This window comes from Capnocytophaga genosp. AHN8471 (assembly GCF_016806945.1).
GTDB classification, from domain to species: Bacteria; Bacteroidota; Bacteroidia; order Flavobacteriales; family Flavobacteriaceae; genus Capnocytophaga; species Capnocytophaga periodontitidis.
In genome coordinates this window covers 1-18,749 of record NZ_JAESPJ010000016.1, presented here as the reverse complement: position 1 = coordinate 18,749, position 18,749 = coordinate 1, and the positions used below count along the sequence as shown (strand labels likewise).

The following is an 18,749-nucleotide window of genomic DNA, read 5'->3' as shown; positions in this document are numbered from 1 at the left end:
CCTTTGGTTTAAGAAAGACTACTTGATTTTAGTACCTTCGATATCAAACATATCGTTCATACTACCTTCTACATTTTTGTCACCCTTTTTCTCTATATAAAGAGGAACGTTGTAACCGTTACCAATGAAATTGGCATAGAAGGTATTGCCCTCAATCTCAGCCTTAGTGAGTTTGTTAGCATTGGCATCGTCACCACCTATAGTACCACCAAGAGTACCATCGCTGTTTTTGGTGATATTGAGAACCATCTCGCTGTCGCCGTTAGGAAGTCCATAGACCATCAGTTTCCATTTGCCTACAAAGAATTTTTCGGCTTCAGATTGTGCTTGTGCAGCTGCAAATCCTGCAAAAAAGAGGACTGCTACGATTAAAAGTTTTTGAATGTTTTTCATAATGATAAAATATTAAAAATGTTACTGTTTTAGAATTTGAAATTAAGAGTGAGTTCGTAAGTACGCGGGCGAATAGCGCCTGCTACGATTTTGCGACCTTTGTAATTAGTATCGTCGAGAATTTGATTAGCCCCTACGAGAGCGCCTTTGATACCTGTTTCGTTCAAAATATTTACTACTTGGAATTTGAGGTCGATATTGCGGTTGAGCTTGTAATCCACCCCTCCAAAGCTTTCCCACCAGCCGTTGTACGAAATCGCATTGGTAGGGTTACCGTACTGCTTACCAAAGTAGCGGAAACTGAGCCACAAGCGGAGGTCGCCTTTGAGCATAAAGTAGCTGGGGTCTATTTCTATAAGAGTTTTTGAAAGCTCAGGAATGATTTTATCGTTATAGCTATAGCTTACCCCGTAGGCACTGTACTCATAGTCTTTATACTCTGGTTTTTGGAGTGTGAGTAGGAAGTGCAAGTTGAAATTCTTAAACGGCTTAGAAACGATATCGGTAGTCCAACCAAGGGTAGCAATATCGTAGAACAAAGGGTAGAAAGTTTTTTGTTCGCTGGGATTTGCTGGATTTACGATAGACTCAGAGGCGATATTGTTCTTTTTGTAGATACGAGTTACTTTAGATACCAAACTTATGAGATCGCCGTGATTCCAATACACCCCTCCACCGTAGTTCAGTACGCTTTGGGTAGTAGTATGAGGAGTCGCAAATATTTCCTTGCCATTAGTGTCTTTTTCGTTATTAGCATTATCCCAATAGCGTGCAGCCCAATCGTTATAAGTAATATCACCCAAGAAACCGAACTCGTTAGATACTTTGGCTACAAAGTTGAAATAGCCTACTTTGTTCCAGTCCTTGAATTTCTTCTTTATAAAATCGCGGTTTTGCACGTATTGATTTGTATAAGGATCGCGAGTACTATAGTCGTAATATCTCTCAATACGAGCGCCGAAACCAATATCGAAACGGTCGTTCAGTTTGATATCATCAGAAGCGTAGAAAGCTAACTTTTTATCACTTGTTACTTTATAACCTCCATAAGAGTCTCCTAAAATACCATATTGAGGGGTAATATTAACCGTTCCTCCCCCTACATAGGCATCTAAGCGTTTAGGATTCGCTTCTACCGTTTGATAGAACATACCGTTGTGTTGTATCTCAGGAGCGTGGTAATATTGGTAAGTAGTACCTAATCTAAGGCTGTGTTTGTCAAATTTTTTAGTAGCCTCTAAACGAGTGATCCAAGTGTTGATTTCTACCTGAGGGTAGTATTGCACTGAATTGAGTTGTACCGCACCTTTGTACTCTTTGTTGGTGCCTACGTATTTAAAAGTCATACCTGTTTGTTGGTCGGGGTCGGTAATAAACATACTCAAAGGGTATAGAATGGTAAAGGCAGCTTTGGAGTTCATATACATATTAGCGTAGTTGAGTTTCCAACCATTATTAAAGCGGTGTTCACCAGTGAGGTAGATAGCATTAGTGATGTTTTTAGAGGCTTCATCCGAATTGAGGTTGCCAAGTTTGGTTTCACCTGTGTTGTAGTCCTTATATGGAAACAGACCATCATTAGGCATATACACATCTCTACCTAAATCAAAACCATCTATAGCTTTAGTTTTACCTTTGCCTTTGTACACAAAAGGACTATAAGCGCCGAGCATCGGTATATCGGTTGCGTGTTTGTAGTAAGCGCGTACAAAACCTTTGCTGTACTTTTTAGAGACTCCTATTTTAAACATTTCAAAACGGTCTTGGAAAGGAGTGAATTGGTAATTACCACCACTACCACGTTCAAAAGTTTCGTTGAAGCCTGCCATAAAGCCCCAACCTTTTTTGCCGATAGGGGCTGTTACCGAAGCGTCGAGATGGCTACTACCATAATTGGTAAAATAAGTAGAAGCATAACCTTGCAACTTGCGACCAGGTTCTCTGTCCCAAGAGGTAACGATATAACCCACTTTGCCATAAGTAAGAGCACCATCTTGGAACGACATCATCCCGATGCGCCCTACGGTGCTATCATAGCGCCACGCGGTGGTAGGTATTTGTGTCCAAAAGGTGTATACTACAGGAATGTCGTTCTCAAGGATAAGAATATCACCGTTAAAAGGCAAGCCTATGTTCAACTGACGAGGAGTGGTAGCACTACTAGCGTTGAGCATTACGTTGCGGTTTTCGGTATCGCGTTCTTTCACATCTTTACCTAAAACATCTTTTTTAGGTGCAACAGGAGAAGTAGAAGGTAAAGAATCTACTTTAGGTGCGGGAGGCACGGTATCCATAGTAACCACAGGTACTATAGTATCCGTTGGCTGAGTGACGGGCTCTTGCGCAAAGGCTGAGGTAACAGCCAAAAGGCAAAGCGAAGTAAAGTTTGTTATGAGCGTTTTCATATCGGTAATGTATTAATTCGTTATGAGATTTTTCGTGTGATAAATAAAATACCTTTTTGTTTGTTTATATTTATTGTTGTTTAATTTCGATGCAAAGGTATAAAAGAATTTATTACGTACAATATACGCAATATATTTATTTTGTTAAATCTATAACACATGTAACTTAATAAATTATATATCAATTATTTACAATGAAGTTGTTTTACGTAAAAAATACGTAATAAACAGATTTCTTTTTGTTTTTTTTATGGAATTATGATGTGTTAAAATTAATTTTCAACAGAAATAAATAAAAACTTATCTGAATAACACAGCGCTTATTGGCTAATCTACAAATTAGCAAATTAGCAAATTATTTATACCTTTGCAACCTAAAAAAATAAACAATGGATAGAAAAGAACGCATTATCTTAGATGATATCCTCAACGGCGATAAGATTTTTTATAGAAATATAAGCGTAGACAACGTAATATTTGGTTACCACGAAAGAGAATTAAAAGTACTCCTTTTTAAAAACACCTCTCAAGAAAAATGGTTATTACCTGGGGGATATGTAAAAAAAGATGAAACTTTAGAGAAAGCAGCTCATAGGGTAGTGCGCTACCGTACAAACTTAAAAAAACTTCATTTACATCAATTTTTTGCCTTTAGCAACCCCGAAAGAAATAAAAATACTCACTTTACCCCAGAACTCTTAACAACTATTACCGGACAAAAGGTAACTACTGACCATTGGTTGTTAGATAATTTTATATCCGTAGCTTTCTTTACTTTAGTAGATTACTACGAAGTAAAACCTACAGGTAGTTTCTATGCCGAAGAATGCCAATGGTGGGACATTACCAACCTCCCTGAAATGGCTTTTGACCACCGAGAAATTATAGACCAAGCGCTGTTGAGCTTGCGTTTCTTTTCACACGTTAGCCCCATAGGAAAGGAGATGCTTCCTGAAAAGTTTACCATTCCAGAGCTACAATCACTGTACGAAACAATTTTAGGGAAGAAGTTAGACAACCGGAATTTTGTAAAGAAAATGACTAATATAGGACTGATAGAAAAATTGGACGAGAAGAGAAATATAGGCAAACACCGTTCGCCTTTTTTGTATCGCTTTAACCAAACGCAATACGACGCTTTAGCAAAAGGTGATGAGTTTATAGTATTCTAATTTTTTTTCCTCATTCATACCTCGTAATTCATAATTATTTTGTAATTTTGCACTTTCAAACTCAACAATACTAAAAATCAACGATAAAAATGATTAAAATTACACTACCCGACGGTTCAGTAAAAGAATACCAAAGTGGTATCACCCCCGCTCAAGTAGCACAAAGCATCAGCGAGGGGTTGGCGCGTAACGTACTCTCTGCCTCTTTCAACGGCAAGACTGTAGAAAGCGTTACCCCACTGACGACGGACGGTAGTCTCACCCTATACACTTGGGATAGTCCCGAAGGTAAAAAAGCTTTCTGGCACTCCTCAGCGCACATCTTGGCACAAGCGCTCGAAGAGCTCTACCCCGGTATCAAGCTCACCATAGGACCTGCCATCGCCAATGGCTTCTACTACGATGTTGATTTCAACGGCAAACCGATTTCCGAAAAAGATTTCCCTGCTATCGAAGCTAAATTCTTGGAAATCGCTCGTGGCAAACACGAATTTAAGATGCGCCCTGTGAGCAAAGCCGAAGCCTTGTCGTACTATGCAGGCAAAAATGAGTACAAAACCGAACTTATCGAAGCCCTCGAAGATGGTACAATTACCTTCTGCGACCACAGCACCTTCACCGACCTTTGTCGTGGGGGACATATCCCTAACACGGGCTTCGTGAAAGCCGTAAAAGTACTCAGCGCCGCTGGGGCTTATTGGCGTGGTGATGAGCACAACCCTCAGCTCACTCGTGTATATGGTATCTCATTCCCTAAACAAAAAGAACTCACCGAATATCTCGAACTGCTTGAAGAAGCTAAAAAACGCGACCACCGCAAACTCGGTAAAGAACTCGAACTCTTTACCTTCTCTAACAAGGTAGGACAAGGCTTACCGCTTTGGTTACCCAAAGGAGCTGCCTTGCGCGAACGCCTCGAAGCCTTCTTGCGCAAAGCCCAAAAACAAGCTGGTTACGAGCAGGTAGTTACCCCGCATATCGGTCATAAGAATTTATATGTAACCTCAGGTCACTGGGATAAATACGGAAAAGATAGTTTCCAACCCATTGCCACCCCTAACGAAGGCGAGGAATATTTACTAAAACCGATGAACTGTCCGCATCACTGCGAGATATACAATTCACACCCTTGGAGTTATAAAGATTTGCCAAAGCGTTTCGCCGAGTTTGGTACAGTATATCGCTACGAGCAAAGTGGCGAATTGCACGGACTCACCCGCGTGCGTTGCTTTACCCAAGACGATGCACACATCTTCTGTACTCCTGAACAGTTAGACGACGAGTTCAAACACGTAATCGATTTAGTGCTTTATGTATTTGGCTCTCTTGGATTCGATAATTTTACTGCACAAGTATCATTGCGCGACCCCGAAAACCTCAGCAAGTACATCGGTAGTGATGAAAATTGGGCAAAAGCCGAAAATGCCATCATCAACGCAGCGAAAGAAAAAGGTTTGAATTATGTAATCGAAACAGGCGAAGCCGCTTTCTACGGACCTAAACTCGACTTTATGGTAAAAGATGCCTTAGGCAGAAGTTGGCAATTGGGTACCATTCAGGTAGATTACAACCTCCCAGAGCGTTTCGACCTTTGGTATAAAGGAGCTGATAACGAAATGCACCGCCCTGTAATGATTCACCGTGCGCCTTTCGGAAGTATGGAGCGTTTCGTAGCCATTTTATTGGAACACACTGCTGGAAACTTCCCATTATGGCTCAACCCAAATCAAGCTATCATACTATCTTTGAGCGAAAAATATGAAAATTATGCTCAAAAAGTTTTGAGTTTGTTAGAAAATTCCGATATTCGCACCCTGATAGACAATCGTGCCGAAACTATGGGCAAAAAAATACGTGAAGCCGAAACCCAAAAAATCCCGTATATGCTCATTGTCGGTGAGAATGAAGAGAAAGAAGGCACCGTATCAGTGCGCAAACGCGGTGGTGAAGATTTAGGCAGTATGAGCGTAGAAGCATTTGCCAAACTCATCAACGACGAAGTAGCCGCATCGATCAAACAATTTGGTAATTAGTCAATCGCTAAATCGCCAAATTAGAATAGTGAAAGTAATTTTAAATTTAAATAGCCATCATAAAAAAAAGTAACACACCGGGCAGAGATGACAAACAACCTCATCGCATCAACCGCGACATCCGCGTTCCTGAGGTTCGTTTGGTAGGGGAAAACGTCGAAGGTGGCGTATACCCCACTCGTAAAGCATTAGAAATTGCTAATGAATTAGAACTCGATTTGGTGGAAATTTCACCAAACGCTACGCCTCCTGTTTGTAAGGTAATCGATTATAAGAAATTCCTTTACGAACAAAAGAAGCGTGATAAAGAGCTAAAAGCGAAAGCTACTAAGGTAGTGATCAAAGAAATTCGCTTCGGCCCTCAAACCGATGACCACGACTATGAGTTTAAGAAAAAACACGGCGAAAAGTTCCTCAAAGAAGGTTCTAAAGTAAAAGCCTACGTATTCTTCAAAGGTCGTTCTATCATCTATAAAGACCAAGGGGAAATCCTCCTCTTGCGCCTCGCTACCGACCTCGAGGAGTACGGCAAAGTAGAACAAATGCCTAAACTCGAAGGAAAACGTATGACGATGTTCCTCGCACCCTTACCCAAGAAAAAATAATCCCCTCCCTAACCCTCCCCTAAGGGGAGGATAAAAGTGAGGGCAAAAATAAACTCCCACAACTCCCCTCCTTGGGAGGGGCAGGGGGAGGACGGAATTATATCAATAAAAATCTAAGCAAATGCCAAAAATTAAAACTAAATCTGGAGCTAAAAAGCGTTTCAAGCTCACCGGCTCTGGTAAAATCAAGAGAAAACACGCGTTTAAAAGCCACATCTTAACTAAGAAAGCTAAAAAACGCAAGTTAGCACTCACCCACGCTACGCTCGTTCACTCTAACGACGAAGCAAGCGTGAAGAAACAATTAGGCTTAAAATAATTGTTTAAATAGTAGGAAATTAATAACCGTGGAGTAGGTACCCCTAAGAGTTTGTTTTAAGCACAAACCACCTGCTACAAAAATTAAAAAAAGGAATTTATGCCAAGATCAGTAAATGCTGTAGCTCGTAGAGCTCGTAGAAAAAAAATAATGAAGCAAGCCAAAGGTTTCTTTGGCCGCAGAAAAAACGTTTGGACGGTAGCCAAAAACGCTGTTGAGAAAGCAATGCAGTACGCTTACCGCGATCGCCGTAACAAGAAGAGAACCTTCCGCGCTTTGTGGATTGTGCGTATCAACGCAGGGGCTCGCTTGCACGGATTGTCTTACTCTCAATTTATGGGTAAACTTAAAGCAGCTGATATCCAGCTCAACCGTAAAGTTCTTGCCGATTTAGCAATGAACCACCCCGAAGCGTTCAAAGCTATTGTAGAAAAAGTAAAATAAACGTTTAACTAACGATATAATTCCGTATAAAATAGGCTGCCTCATAAAAAGACAGCCTATTTTTTTTTGTCATTCGTAACTCGTAATTCGTATTTTTTTATTACCTTTGCCCCTAATAATACGTCAGTTCGATATAACAGACTATTGATTTACAACTTTGTATCATAATATATTCACAAAAAATTCACCGTCAGGTGAAAATTCGTGAGATAATACAAAGAGTTTTATGCAATTTCAAATTCGTGAAAATTCGTGAAATTCGTGGGAGTTTAAAAATAATTTACTGATTGTTAAATAATTACTTACGCCGAACTCACGTTAATAATAGTTAATGTCTAATTTAAACACTCATAAAATGAAAAAACTTTTCTTATCTCTCTTCCTTATCGGAAGTTTAATGCTTACCTCTTGTTCTGGCAACTCCCCTAAAACCGTTGCCGAGAAATTTATGACAGCTGTAAACGCTAACAATTTTGATGAAGCTGGCAAATATTGCGATGCTCAAACCTCTCAATTGCTCAAATCATTCAGCGAGTTTATGAAATCCGTGCCTTCATCCGATGCTAAAAACGAACAATTGTTCAAAGGTTTTAAAATTACCAAAGTTGAAGAAAACGGCGATACAGCTAAAGTATTCTACACTACCGAAGATAGCAACGGCAAAGAAAACGCCCTCGACCTCAAAAAAGTAGACGGCAAATGGATTGTTTCTATGAACAAAGAAAATAAAGAAAACGGCGGTGGCGCTCACGACCACGGCGATGGTCACGACCACGATATGCCAGAAATGCAGCCTAATATCGACCTCGATGCCCCCGATATGCCTGCTGATGTAGAAACACAAACCACTACCCCTACTAACAAGTAAGATTACAACACTTTTAAACTACAACTTTGCCAAAGTTCCCTGCCCCTACGGCTCGCATTGCCCGTGCGGCTCGCACCTTTGGCAAAGTTCTTTTTATCCCTAACCTTCTGACAATGAAAAAACTTCTCTTTTTCCTCGCAGCGCTCTTGCTCCTCTCCTACGCTGTTTTTCGCATTTTTTTCTATATCGACCATCGAAGTGAAGAAAAACAAGTTGCCGAGAACGAGCATTCCCTCCGTCTTACCCCTTCCCAACTCGATTCTCTACAAGAGGGCGATATCATTCTTAGGCGTGGTTATGGTATATTCAGCGATCTGATTGCTAAACGTCTTAACGACGGTCGTTTTGATGTTACTCACTGTGGTATTCTCTGCCTCAAAAATGGCAATTGGTGGGTAATTCACTCCCTCTCTTCCGATGTAAGCAACATCGATGGTATGCAAGAACAGCCCTTAAACACTTTTCTTAAATACTCTATGCCCGAGAAAATCTTGATCGTGCGCCCCTTACACAGCACCCCTGAGCAAGGTCGTGCTGTAGTGCAACGCGCCAAACACTACCTCAAAGCTCAAATTCCTTTCGACCATTTAGGCACTATCGATGAGCCTTCTCAACTTTATTGCACCGAACTTATCTACCAAATTTTAGACAACGACCTTCATTTCGTCGCTTTCCCTACCGATAAAACCCAACGTCAACAACTTTTCACCACTATGACGACGCTCTACAACCCTAAATACTTCGAGATTATCATCAATACATATCCAAATAAAAAGCAATAAAGCTTATAGAAAAATACTAAATTCTCACTTTTAGTAGAAAAATCTACCTTTTCTATATTTTGTATAATTTTCTAATCCTCAAATTTGCTAATTTGCTAATTATTTTCTACCTTTGTCGCGTAATCCTAAAAACTAACCTTATATGAAAAAACATCTGTTTATTTTAACCATTGCAGGACTCTTCTTTTCCTGCCAACGCGAAGAGGCAGACACCCCGTTCGCAACCGACACAGATATTTCAGTATTGCCCAATACTGAAACGAAAGCTTCCAACGATGGACTTTTAGGTTGGGTGGCTCTCACAGGGCAAACCCATATTTCGGCGGAGGAAGCCCAAGAAACCGCTCTTGCTACCGCTATGCAAATGCGTGAAGTAGAGGGTATTGTTACCAAAGTTCCCTTAAAAATTGGCTCGATTGAGGTAGTAAAAGGTGATACCCGCAAGCCCTACGTACCTACCAAAGGTAACGCAAAACCCGAACAAGCCGATGTGTACATTGTAAACTTTGCTAATAACCAAGGTTATGTAATTACCTCAGCTGATAGGCGTATCCCTAGTGTATTAGCCTACAACTCCTACGGTCATCTCGGTGATACTATCACCAACCCAGGCCAAGCGATACTCTTTAGCTATATGCAGGCATATATAGAAGAACAGCGTGTCGCCTTTGAAGCTAATAAAGAAAAACTCATTACCCAAGCCGAAGAAGCCATTTTCAAACAGCTTTCTAAAGAACAACAAGCAGAACTGATTAAAGAAGGCTACTTTGATGAAAACGGGAAAAGGATAATGAGCAAATTCAAAAGGCCAAGAAGAATCTGTTATTTTGATGATATAGAGGATCCTGGTGATGGTCAAGAAAGAAGAATTGCTTATGGCGAATGGGAAACCAAAGAAGTTAAAGGTCCCCTAATAAAAACTCTATGGGCACAAAGTAATGATTATAATAACAAAGTTTTTGTTCAATGCGGGAATGATCAAGCTCCTGTAGGTTGTGTAGCCGTAGCTGTAGGACAACTATTAGCCTATCACAAAAAACCAGCTGTCTTTAAAGGTAGGACAATGCATTGGGACGATATGACCAAAATAGATGCTGGTGCTATGTTTTCTAATATGAATAGCTATAGCATTTGGAGTAACCCAACTGCTGTAGAAGATATTCAACACTTGTTAGCTCGTTTGGGAGATAGTGATTTACTTGCTATGGAATACACTTGTGATAAAGGGAGTGGATCAAGTAGAGCTTTAGAAGCCTTACATAGTTTAGGATATAGTAGTGCTTCCTTAGTGGACTATAACAATGGGGAGTTTGTTTCTGAAATTAAAAATAATAGACCTGTTTATATTGAGGGATATTCTTATCAAATACCCCATACCTATACTACAGGCTGGTGGTTTTGGAAAAAATCACATACAGATTATAGTTATGAAGAGGGACACGCTTGGTTATTAGATGGCTATGTAAGGAGAGAAAGAATCGTAACAGTTCAAATTGATTGTAACTACGGAGAAGATTCTGTTAGAGAACAAAGCAAAGAAGGTTTAGTGTTAATACATAACAATTTCGGATGGGGAGGAAATCTTGATGGATCTGACTTCAAATGGAATAAGGATTATTATGACGGTACGGGCTGGTATAACATAAATGTTTTCAATGCTAAGTCAGGTAGACAAGCAGGTTCTAATACCTACAAATCAGGAACTGAAGGAAATTATCAGTTCAAAAAGAAAATAATCATCAATATAAAATAGCCGAGTTATGAAAAGAATGTTGTTTTTACTTTTTTTAGCTATGAGTATAGCCTGTGGTAAAGAAAATACCGAATCTCGTGATCCAATTTGTATGAATGAACCTCCTACACTAACTATTATTGTTATGAATAATAGAATGGATAGAAAAGAGTTAGTATACAGTTTTCGGAATACAACAGAAGAAGCTACTCTATACAAAAGAGTAGATAATAAAAGAGTAGACATAAGTAAATGCCGTGTTGCTAACGGAAATATAGCCATTGCAAGTGCAGGAAGGGCTCTAAAAACCTTCTATACAACAAACGTAGAAACCTTTTATTTAGAGTATGATAGTAAAGTTGATACTTTACAAGTAAAAGGAATCTATTATGATAGTACAGGTTGTGGAGATAATGCTTATTTATCAGAGCTGTATTTCAACCATAAAAAAATAGAGCTCAACCTCATTAGTGATCATACTTATCTAATAGATAATACAAAATAACCTTAACCCTTTAGCAGTGAATCCCCTGCCAAAGAGTATAAAAAGTATGTTATGAAAAATCTCTTACTCTTTACAATGCTATTTATAGTAATAGCTTGTAACCAAAACACAAGAGAGGATGAAACACCAGCTCCTTGCTGTTCTCCTCCCACTTCTTTTCACTTGTTTATATCTAAATCTGCTTCAGAGTATCAAAATTTCTTAAACGACAAAGGAGAAGCTGATAAAGAAAATGTGTATTTCTACCAAATAGTGAATAATACAGAGAAGAAATACCACACTTTGCTGCTTACAGATAATTCTAAAAAGAAAGATTATGCAGAAGTAGCAATGGATGAGTCAATGTTTCTATACACAGGAAAAACAGAAACGCTTTACCTTAAAAACAAAGCTAAAACCTACAAAATAGAGTTTTTAGGAACTCTCGGTAAATGTTGTTCTGGACAGATTCAAGAAATACGTATCGACGGCGTAAAAAACAACGATTTTATCTTAATAAAATAACCCTTAACCCCTCTGGCAGTAACCCTGCCAGAGGTTTTTACCATTTTTCTATGCGTTACCTTATATATCTATTTGCAGTCGTTGCCCTATCTTGCTCTAAAGAAGCCATAGAGCCCGAAAACTATACCCTTCGTATTCAAAACCGCTATTTTGAAGCAGTAACTGTTTCGGTAGGTGAGCATTTTTCTGAAAAACTATCACCCAATACTGTTTCCAAGGTATTTACTTTGCCTAAAGGTACTTATAAAGTAGTAGCTATCACGGCTTCACGCCTACGCTTGGAAAGCACAGTACAAATACAAGGTAGTAAAAGTGAACTCACAATCGATATTTGCCCAAAAGGAAAAATTAGTATTGTTCATTAATTTTTGTATCAGTTTAATATATTAAAGTTATGATTTACAATTGTTCTTCCAGCTTGTCCCCCTTCGGGGGAACGGGGGCTTTCGCTGACTTTGTGCAAGACTAAAAAATAAACTATGCGTTATTACTCTTTGCTTCTTATTGGCTTGGGGTTACTTTCTTGCCAAAAAGATAGCCCAACTCCTGAGCCTTTACCTCCTCACGAAATCACACTCGTGTATATGGTCGCTGATAACGACCTCGCTCCCTATGCCTTAAAAGACCTCAACGAAATAGAACGCGGGTTTGTGCCTAACGGAAGAGACAAACTCTTGGTGTATATCGATAGTAATACTTCTACCGCTTTGCCTTCACACCCTGTACTTTTAGAAATTGTACACGATACCACCGAGATAATAGCCTCTAAAATCATCGCTTCTTACCCCGAACAAAATTCAACTGATAAAACTGTAATGAGCAATGTGTTGAGAGATGCTTTGGGCTATTACAAAGGCGACAATCGTTATAAAGGACTTGTGCTTTGGTCGCACGGCAATGCTTGGTTGCCGGAAGGTTATCATATAGAAACCGAAAACAAATCAGGAGTGGAGGTGAAATCGTTTGGAAAAGATATGAGTCCGCGAGAGGGGGCTATGGAGCTTCCTGACCTTGCGGAAGTTTTAGGCCCTTATCGTTTTGATTATATCCTTTTCGACGCTTGCTTTATGGGGTCGGTAGAGGTGCTCTATGAATTACGACATTCTGCCCGTTATTTTATTGCTTCGCCTGCCGAAATTCTTGCCGATGGTTTTCCTTATCACCACCTATTGCCTTACCTTATAGGGAAATTACAATTAGAAAAAGCAACCGAGGCTTACTACAACTATTACAATGCTTTGGAGGGCGCACGACAGTCGGCTACGGTTACTTTGGTAGATAGTGAGCCGTTGGAGGCATTAGCTTCTTTCTGCAAACAACTCAACACTTCTGAGTTGTCTTTAGCCCATTTGCAACAATACAGTAGGAATAACGAAAAGTATTTGTTTGACCTCAAACAAGTGCTTTCGGAGAGCAAAGCTACTGTGGCTATAGAACCTATTTGGCAACAACTCTGTAAGGCTGAAAAACACACACCGAGATTTGCTAATATTGCGCTGACACATTGCAACGGACTGAGTGTCTATTTGTTTGGCAAGAATGAAACGCTGAACAACTATTACAAACAATTGTCGTGGTATAGAGCTACAAGGTTTCATTTCTCGTATAAATAGCTTATAATTTTCTAATTCTCAAATTTGCTAATTTTCTAATTATTTCCTACCTTTGTCGCGTAATCCTAAAAACTAACCTTATATGAAAAAACATCTGTTTATTTTAACCATTGCAGGACTCTTCTTTTCCTGCTAACGCGAAGAGGCTAATGCCCCGTTCGCAACCGACACCGATATTTCAGTATTGCCCAATACTGAAACGAAGGCTTCCAACGATGGACTTTTAGGTTGGGTGGCTCTCACAGAGCAAACCCAATGCAAATGCGTGAAGTAGAGGGTACTGTTACCAAAGCTCCCTTAAAAATTGGCTCAATTGAAGTAGTAAAAGGCAACACTCGCAAGCCTTACGTACCTACCAAAGGCAATATATAAATAGAACTCAAGAATATCTTATTTTATTTCATAATAATTTCGGTTGGGGTTCTAATTGGGAAAATAAATTGGATTTGAATTTAGATGGCTCAGGTAGAAATAATGATATAGCTATTCTTTATGATTACCAGTTTAGAAATCATATTATAACAAACATTTACTAATCTAAATAATATGAAAAAAACAACTTTAATAGTCCTTGTTATAATTACATTCTTTACTTTAGGATGTAACAGAGAAAACAACTACCTATGCTGTTCTCCTCCACCCGATTTTCATCTATTCGTAAACAAATCTTCTTCTCTATATCAAGATTTTTTGGATGATAAAGGGGAGTTTGACAAACAAAATGTGTATTTCTATCAGCTATTAAACAACAATGAGGAAAGAAAGTACGACACTTTTTCAGTTATTCATACTCCTAAAAAGGAAGGATATGCTGTAGTGTACATAAATTCGGCACCTTTCCTATACACAGGAAAAACAGAAACTTTTTACCTTAAAAATAAAGCTAAAACCTATAAAATAGAGTTTTTAGGTACTATTGGAGAATGCTGTTCTGCTCATTTCCAAGAAATGTATATAGATGGCGTAAAAAACAACGATTTCATCTTAGTGAAATAACCTTAGAGGCTGTCCGAAAAGTCTAAAAATCGCTTTTGCATCATAAACTTTGTCAAAGTCCCAAAACTTTGTCAAAGTCTATAAACCTGATAATCAATCACTTTTAGAGTGTGTTATGTAGGAAAGCCAGCAATAGCTGGGTATGTGCTGCAAACGCCCCCCTCAAGAAAAACTTTTAGGACAGCCCCATAAAAATAACTACTATGAAAAAAGTGATTTACTACATAACTTTTCTACTTTTATTTACTAATTGTAAAGATAATACCGAAAGATGTATGAATGAGCCTACTTCTTTAGCTATTATAGTTATGAATAATAAAATGGATAGAAAGGAGTTGGTGTACAGTTTTCGGAATGCAACAGAAGAAGCTACTCTATACAAAAGAGTAGATAATAAAAGAGTAGACATAAGTAAATGCCACGTTGCTAACGGAAATATAGCCATTGCAAGTGCAGGAAGGGCTCTAAAAAACTTCTACACAACAAACGTAGAAACTTTTTATTTAGAGTACAATAGCAAGGTAGACACTTTGCAAATAAAAGGAATCTATTATGACGATTCAGGTTGTGGAGATAATGCTTATTTATCAGAGCTGTATTTCAACCATAAAAAAATAGAGCTCAACCTCATTAGTGATTATACCTATCTAATAGATAATACAAAATAATTAAACCTATTCCCTATGAAAAAAATCTTATTATTTTGTCTCTTTGCTATTCTATTGAGTTGTAAGGATAGTGAAATATGTTCGCCACCACCTCCTACTTTTAGTATGTGGGTAAACAAAAACTCTGAGGTTCATAGGGAATTTATCAACGAAAGAGGAAATATTGACTCTACTCATATTGCCTTATATAAACAAGTAGGTAATACAAAGAAAAACTATCCAATAGGATTTCTTTATGAAACAGACCCTCGAGGAAACACCTATTTGCATATAGGAACTCAGCTTTGGTTTGAGAACGATGTGTATACAGGTAAAACTGAAACGCTCTACCTTCAAAATGCTACCAAAACTTATAAGATAGAAGTAAATGGTTATATGGAAAACGATAAGTGTGGAGAGTATGCTGTAACCAATGAAATCCGTGTAGACGGTGTAAAAGTAGAAAATCATTATTTAGCAAAATAACCTTTATCCTTTATGAAAAATCTCTTATTCTTTATGCTATTGTTTTTTGCATTGCAAATAAGTGCTCAAGAAGCCTACAACAAAGGCAATGTATTTATTGATGTACAAACAGGTGCTTCGTTTATAGGAGGAATTATTGGCGGAGGTGTACACTATGGAGTGACGCCTCGTATCTCGGTAGGCGCTAATCTTTCTAATCAGAGTTTTAACCTCAATAGTAAGTACGAAACCGCTTATGTGCCTGAGCTCAGCGCCGATTTGCATTTTGATCATCGCATCACTACCGATTGGTATAGCGGTCTCTCTGTAGGCTACTGCTTTTGGCAAAGCAACACTCCTGATAGTTATAGTTCTGGAGGTTGTGAGACCTCTTCCTCCCCTATCTCCGAAAAATTCAGAAGAGAACACCCCGATAATCTCGCATTGTGGAACGTTCACTTGGGCTTCCGTTACTTCATCTTTAAAAATGTAGGTCTCAACGGACAAGTAGCTTTTGGCAATGTACTATCATTCAAAGTTGGTGTAAGTGTAAAAATCTAACCCCCTATCTGTAGAATAGTATAAAGGAAAGTTTTGCTTAAATAGCTTAGAAAGTGACTCTATTTGCTACCTTTTCTTGTAAATAGTAACAATATCATCTTTTTCGTTTTAGGATTCTGCATATAACTTAGGCGATTTATTTTTAGGATAGATAGTTTGCAGAGCCTCACTTACAGTACTATCCTCAACATCTCGTTTGTTTAACTCTTCAGCTGGAAAAGACTTTATTGAAAATAATTCTTTCATAATGGTAAAAATATATTAGTTGTTCTTTTAAGTTTGTCTAATAGATTCATAGCATATCCCTCTTTGGGCAAACTTCTTTTATGATATAATATGCTTCTTTCCTCTTCCTATTTTCTAATAAACTCTCAAGGATACCTACTGCCTGATTTGCGATAATGCAAATAGCGGACATACCCTCACCGTGCGCTCTGCTCCTTCTTCAGTATCGGTATAGGTAAACGTTCCAAAGTTCTCTAATGAGGCTCTTATGGCATTCTTTAGCTTCTTTTCGCGCATAAACTGCCACAAACTCTTCATTCCTCCTTGTGTGCCTGCTTTTACTTCTAAAGGCAATACTGCCGACTCGTAGGGTATGAGATAATCTACCTCTGCCTGTGCATTTTTGGCTCTGCGCACCCAGTAAAACAACTCGTGTCGCATATTGGGGGTGCGGTATCGCAATAGTTCAAGCCCCGCAATCATCTCAGTAAGCGCCCCTTTGTTTACTAAGTCGGTAGGGTTTTGGGTGAGTATTTGGGTTGTAAGCTCTGTGATGTCGCCTGTCATATCAAGCCAACGGAGTAGCAACCCACTGTCGAGCAGTAGCATTTTCCTATAAGTAGGGTCGGCTTCACTCCCTAACGGAAGCCCGTTGGCATCGGTGTGCGTTACAGGGGTGATTATACCCGCTAAAATAAGCAATTCCAACGCTTTTTTTACGTCATTAGTATGGTATCCCCCTCCTCCTACTTGCGAGTATACAAACTTACTGCCTATTTGTAAGGCTACGCTTTGCAGGGTAAGTCTAAGCAAGGTAGGGTCTACTCTCTTTCGGTATTTAGGAAAATCGTCCTGATAGGTGAGTACAATATCGTCTTGCACCTCTTGGCAAGCCAAATAATCGCGTGTGGCTACCCATTTGGCTACTACCTCTGGCATCCCTCCTACCAACATATAAGAGCGAAATAACCCTACTAACTTCTCGTATAAAGGTAGTGGTAAAGGCGCTTCGGCAGTAGCACTATTGCGCGCTTCCAATAGCAAAGTTTCGCCACAAGCCCTTAAAAACTCATCAAAAGTCATTGGGTAGACAAACATAGAGTGGATACGCCCTACTCCAAAGGTTGGCAATGTTTCGAGGGCAAACTCTAAGAGAGAACCTGCGGCTATCACGTGCAAATCGGGCATATCTTCTTTAAAAAAACGCAATGCCATAATTGCCTCGCCTGCCGCTTGTATCTCGTCTATAAAAAGCAGTGTTTGTCCAGCAACAATAGGCTTGCCCACCATAGCCGAGAGTTGAGGTACTATACGCTTTACATCGAGGTCTCCCTGAAAGAGTTGTATAAATGAAGGTTGCTTTTCTAAGTTTATTTCTACGAAATTCTCAAATTGTTTGCCCAACTCTCTTACTGCTGTCGATTTACCCACCTGACGAGCACCCCTTAACAACAAAGGTTTGCGAGCAGGGCGTAAAGCCCATTCTTTTAGATAGCTATCTATTAGTCTTGGGTAATACATCTTATAAAATATAAAAAGTTATATATCAGGCGACAAAGATACAAAATTAAAATTATCTAAAGAAATAATTTGCTGTTTTTTGCAAAAATCCAAAGAAATAAATTGCCGTTTTTTGTAAAAATCCAAAGAAATAATTTGCTTTTTCTGAAAAAGTTTCAAAGCACAAATCACCTGCTGGCGCGAGCTTGTAGCTCGTGCCTACTATAATAAGAGCGTGTCGCTCATTCCTTATCAATTACTGTAAGTTCCAGTAGTAAGTGCAATTTTTAAATATCAAATGTGTTTAAACTTTTTTGAGGAAATTGAACGAAAGACATATCTAATTTTCTTTTCTTCTTGCTTAATAGATTCAACCATACTCGCTGAAAGCTAACATCTTTACTTTCCCACACTTAAAAAGGGAATAATCCAATTATTTATTGTATCTTTGCCCAAAGTTCCTGAATTTTGGTGTTCTTTTTTTCTCAAACACAAAATTACTAATTTTCGGGAACTTTTATTTTATTATAGGAAAAAGTTTAAACAGCTTCAATATAATGGACTATTCTCATTTAGTAAAAGATCCTGTATCTGGCAACGCACGAAGTCCTATAAATCGTTTTCAATTATGGAAATGGCAATGGGAAACTATACGAAAACATTATTTATTAAAATAAATCTCTTATGAGGAAAATATTATTATACATTGTAGTATTAACAATAAATCATATGATGGCACAAGAAAATAAAAATTCTTTAAAAGATACAATTATGTTCGAAAAATTTGATTTTAACCTATGGAATACAAGGTACAAAGATTTCGAGAAAGATCCTAAATATGGAGATTATTACAAATTAAAAGATGGATCTTCTTTCCGCCCTTTTTATGGAGGAAAAGGCTATATCTTTTATGATGTAATTCCTCCCTTACCTGCCTATTACCATTACTTTTATGATTACTATGAAAATGGTAATCTTAA

General features: G+C 38.6%; 20 protein-coding genes and 1 pseudogene. 17 read left to right on the top strand and 4 right to left on the bottom strand.

Translation table 11 applies throughout. The features are described from left to right. Positions 1–18: 18 nt before the first annotated feature. Both JMN12_RS06725 and JMN12_RS06720 read right to left on the bottom strand, forming a co-directional pair. Positions 19–393, bottom strand: coding sequence for a hypothetical protein (locus JMN12_RS06725; protein ID WP_203082280.1), 375 nt, complete (start codon positions 391–393; stop codon positions 19–21). 29 nt (positions 394–422) lie between these two features. Beyond that, a complete protein-coding gene (locus tag JMN12_RS06720; protein ID WP_203082279.1) occupies positions 423–2,798 on the bottom strand; it encodes a hypothetical protein in 2,376 nt (791 codons plus the stop codon). A gap of 389 nt (positions 2,799–3,187) precedes the next feature. Between JMN12_RS06720 and JMN12_RS06715 the strand changes: the two genes are divergently transcribed. The 16 genes from JMN12_RS06715 to JMN12_RS06635 all read left to right on the top strand — a co-directional run bounded on the left by JMN12_RS06715 (position 3,188) and on the right by JMN12_RS06635 (position 16,044). Next, positions 3,188–3,970, top strand: a complete 783-nt coding sequence (locus JMN12_RS06715) for an NUDIX hydrolase (RefSeq protein WP_198472996.1) — start codon at positions 3,188–3,190, stop codon at positions 3,968–3,970. An 89-nt stretch (positions 3,971–4,059) separates the two neighbouring features. Further along, on the top strand, positions 4,060–6,003 hold the full coding sequence (gene thrS / locus JMN12_RS06710) for a threonine--tRNA ligase (RefSeq protein ID WP_203138181.1): 1,944 nt from the start codon (positions 4,060–4,062) through the stop codon (positions 6,001–6,003). Positions 6,004–6,110: 107 nt separating this feature from the next. Continuing rightward, complete coding sequence (gene infC, locus JMN12_RS06705) at positions 6,111–6,608, top strand: translation initiation factor IF-3 (protein WP_203138417.1); 498 nt, start codon at positions 6,111–6,113, stop codon at positions 6,606–6,608. Between the two features lie 121 nt (positions 6,609–6,729). Next, positions 6,730–6,927: a 50S ribosomal protein L35 gene (rpmI, locus tag JMN12_RS06700; RefSeq protein ID WP_002674635.1), complete on the top strand. Its 198-nt coding sequence runs from the start codon at positions 6,730–6,732 to the stop codon at positions 6,925–6,927. Positions 6,928–7,026: 99 nt separating this feature from the next. Further along, on the top strand, positions 7,027–7,371 hold the full coding sequence (gene rplT / locus JMN12_RS06695; RefSeq protein WP_002674637.1) for a 50S ribosomal protein L20: 345 nt from the start codon (positions 7,027–7,029) through the stop codon (positions 7,369–7,371). 355 nt (positions 7,372–7,726) lie between these two features. Further along, complete coding sequence (locus JMN12_RS06690) at positions 7,727–8,239, top strand: DUF4878 domain-containing protein (RefSeq protein ID WP_238423838.1); 513 nt, start codon at positions 7,727–7,729, stop codon at positions 8,237–8,239. Between the two features lie 26 nt (positions 8,240–8,265). After that, positions 8,266–9,021 carry a YiiX/YebB-like N1pC/P60 family cysteine hydrolase gene (locus tag JMN12_RS06685; RefSeq protein WP_238423837.1) on the top strand — a complete coding sequence of 252 codons (756 nt, stop codon included), beginning with the start codon at positions 8,266–8,268 and terminating at the stop codon, positions 9,019–9,021. A gap of 142 nt (positions 9,022–9,163) precedes the next feature. Continuing rightward, positions 9,164–10,774: a C10 family peptidase gene (locus JMN12_RS06680; RefSeq protein WP_203138176.1), complete on the top strand. Its 1,611-nt coding sequence runs from the start codon at positions 9,164–9,166 to the stop codon at positions 10,772–10,774. Between the two features lie 124 nt (positions 10,775–10,898). Continuing rightward, a complete protein-coding gene (locus tag JMN12_RS06675) occupies positions 10,899–11,258 on the top strand; it encodes a hypothetical protein (RefSeq protein WP_238423836.1) in 360 nt (119 codons plus the stop codon). 51 nt (positions 11,259–11,309) lie between these two features. Continuing rightward, positions 11,310–11,762 carry a hypothetical protein gene (locus JMN12_RS06670; protein WP_203138175.1) on the top strand — a complete coding sequence of 151 codons (453 nt, stop codon included), beginning with the start codon at positions 11,310–11,312 and terminating at the stop codon, positions 11,760–11,762. A 50-nt stretch (positions 11,763–11,812) separates the two neighbouring features. Beyond that, entirely contained in the window at positions 11,813–12,127 is a 315-nt protein-coding gene (locus JMN12_RS06665) for a hypothetical protein (RefSeq protein WP_203138174.1), read from the top strand. 114 nt (positions 12,128–12,241) lie between these two features. Further along, positions 12,242–13,375 carry a clostripain-related cysteine peptidase gene (locus tag JMN12_RS06660; protein ID WP_203138173.1) on the top strand — a complete coding sequence of 378 codons (1,134 nt, stop codon included), beginning with the start codon at positions 12,242–12,244 and terminating at the stop codon, positions 13,373–13,375. Between the two features lie 546 nt (positions 13,376–13,921). Continuing rightward, complete coding sequence (locus tag JMN12_RS06650; protein ID WP_203138171.1) at positions 13,922–14,371, top strand: hypothetical protein; 450 nt, start codon at positions 13,922–13,924, stop codon at positions 14,369–14,371. A 203-nt stretch (positions 14,372–14,574) separates the two neighbouring features. Continuing rightward, positions 14,575–15,039: a hypothetical protein gene (locus JMN12_RS06645; RefSeq protein ID WP_203138169.1), complete on the top strand. Its 465-nt coding sequence runs from the start codon at positions 14,575–14,577 to the stop codon at positions 15,037–15,039. Between the two features lie 15 nt (positions 15,040–15,054). Next, on the top strand, positions 15,055–15,504 hold the full coding sequence (locus JMN12_RS06640) for a hypothetical protein (RefSeq protein WP_203138167.1): 450 nt from the start codon (positions 15,055–15,057) through the stop codon (positions 15,502–15,504). 12 nt (positions 15,505–15,516) lie between these two features. Further along, positions 15,517–16,044, top strand: a complete 528-nt coding sequence (locus tag JMN12_RS06635; RefSeq protein WP_203138165.1) for a hypothetical protein — start codon at positions 15,517–15,519, stop codon at positions 16,042–16,044. A gap of 108 nt (positions 16,045–16,152) precedes the next feature. Here the strand turns inward: JMN12_RS06635 and JMN12_RS06630 are convergent, their stop codons facing one another. Both JMN12_RS06630 and JMN12_RS06625 read right to left on the bottom strand, forming a co-directional pair. Further along, positions 16,153–16,290, bottom strand: coding sequence for a hypothetical protein (locus JMN12_RS06630; protein WP_203138425.1), 138 nt, complete (start codon positions 16,288–16,290; stop codon positions 16,153–16,155). A gap of 135 nt (positions 16,291–16,425) precedes the next feature. Further along, on the bottom strand, positions 16,426–17,790 hold the full coding sequence (locus JMN12_RS06625) for an ATP-binding protein (RefSeq protein ID WP_198465789.1): 1,365 nt from the start codon (positions 17,788–17,790) through the stop codon (positions 16,426–16,428). 750 nt (positions 17,791–18,540) lie between these two features. On the opposite strand from JMN12_RS06625, the pseudogene JMN12_RS06620 reads away from it, so the two are divergent. Next, positions 18,541–18,749, top strand: a pseudogene (locus JMN12_RS06620) (hypothetical protein); the annotation flags it as partial.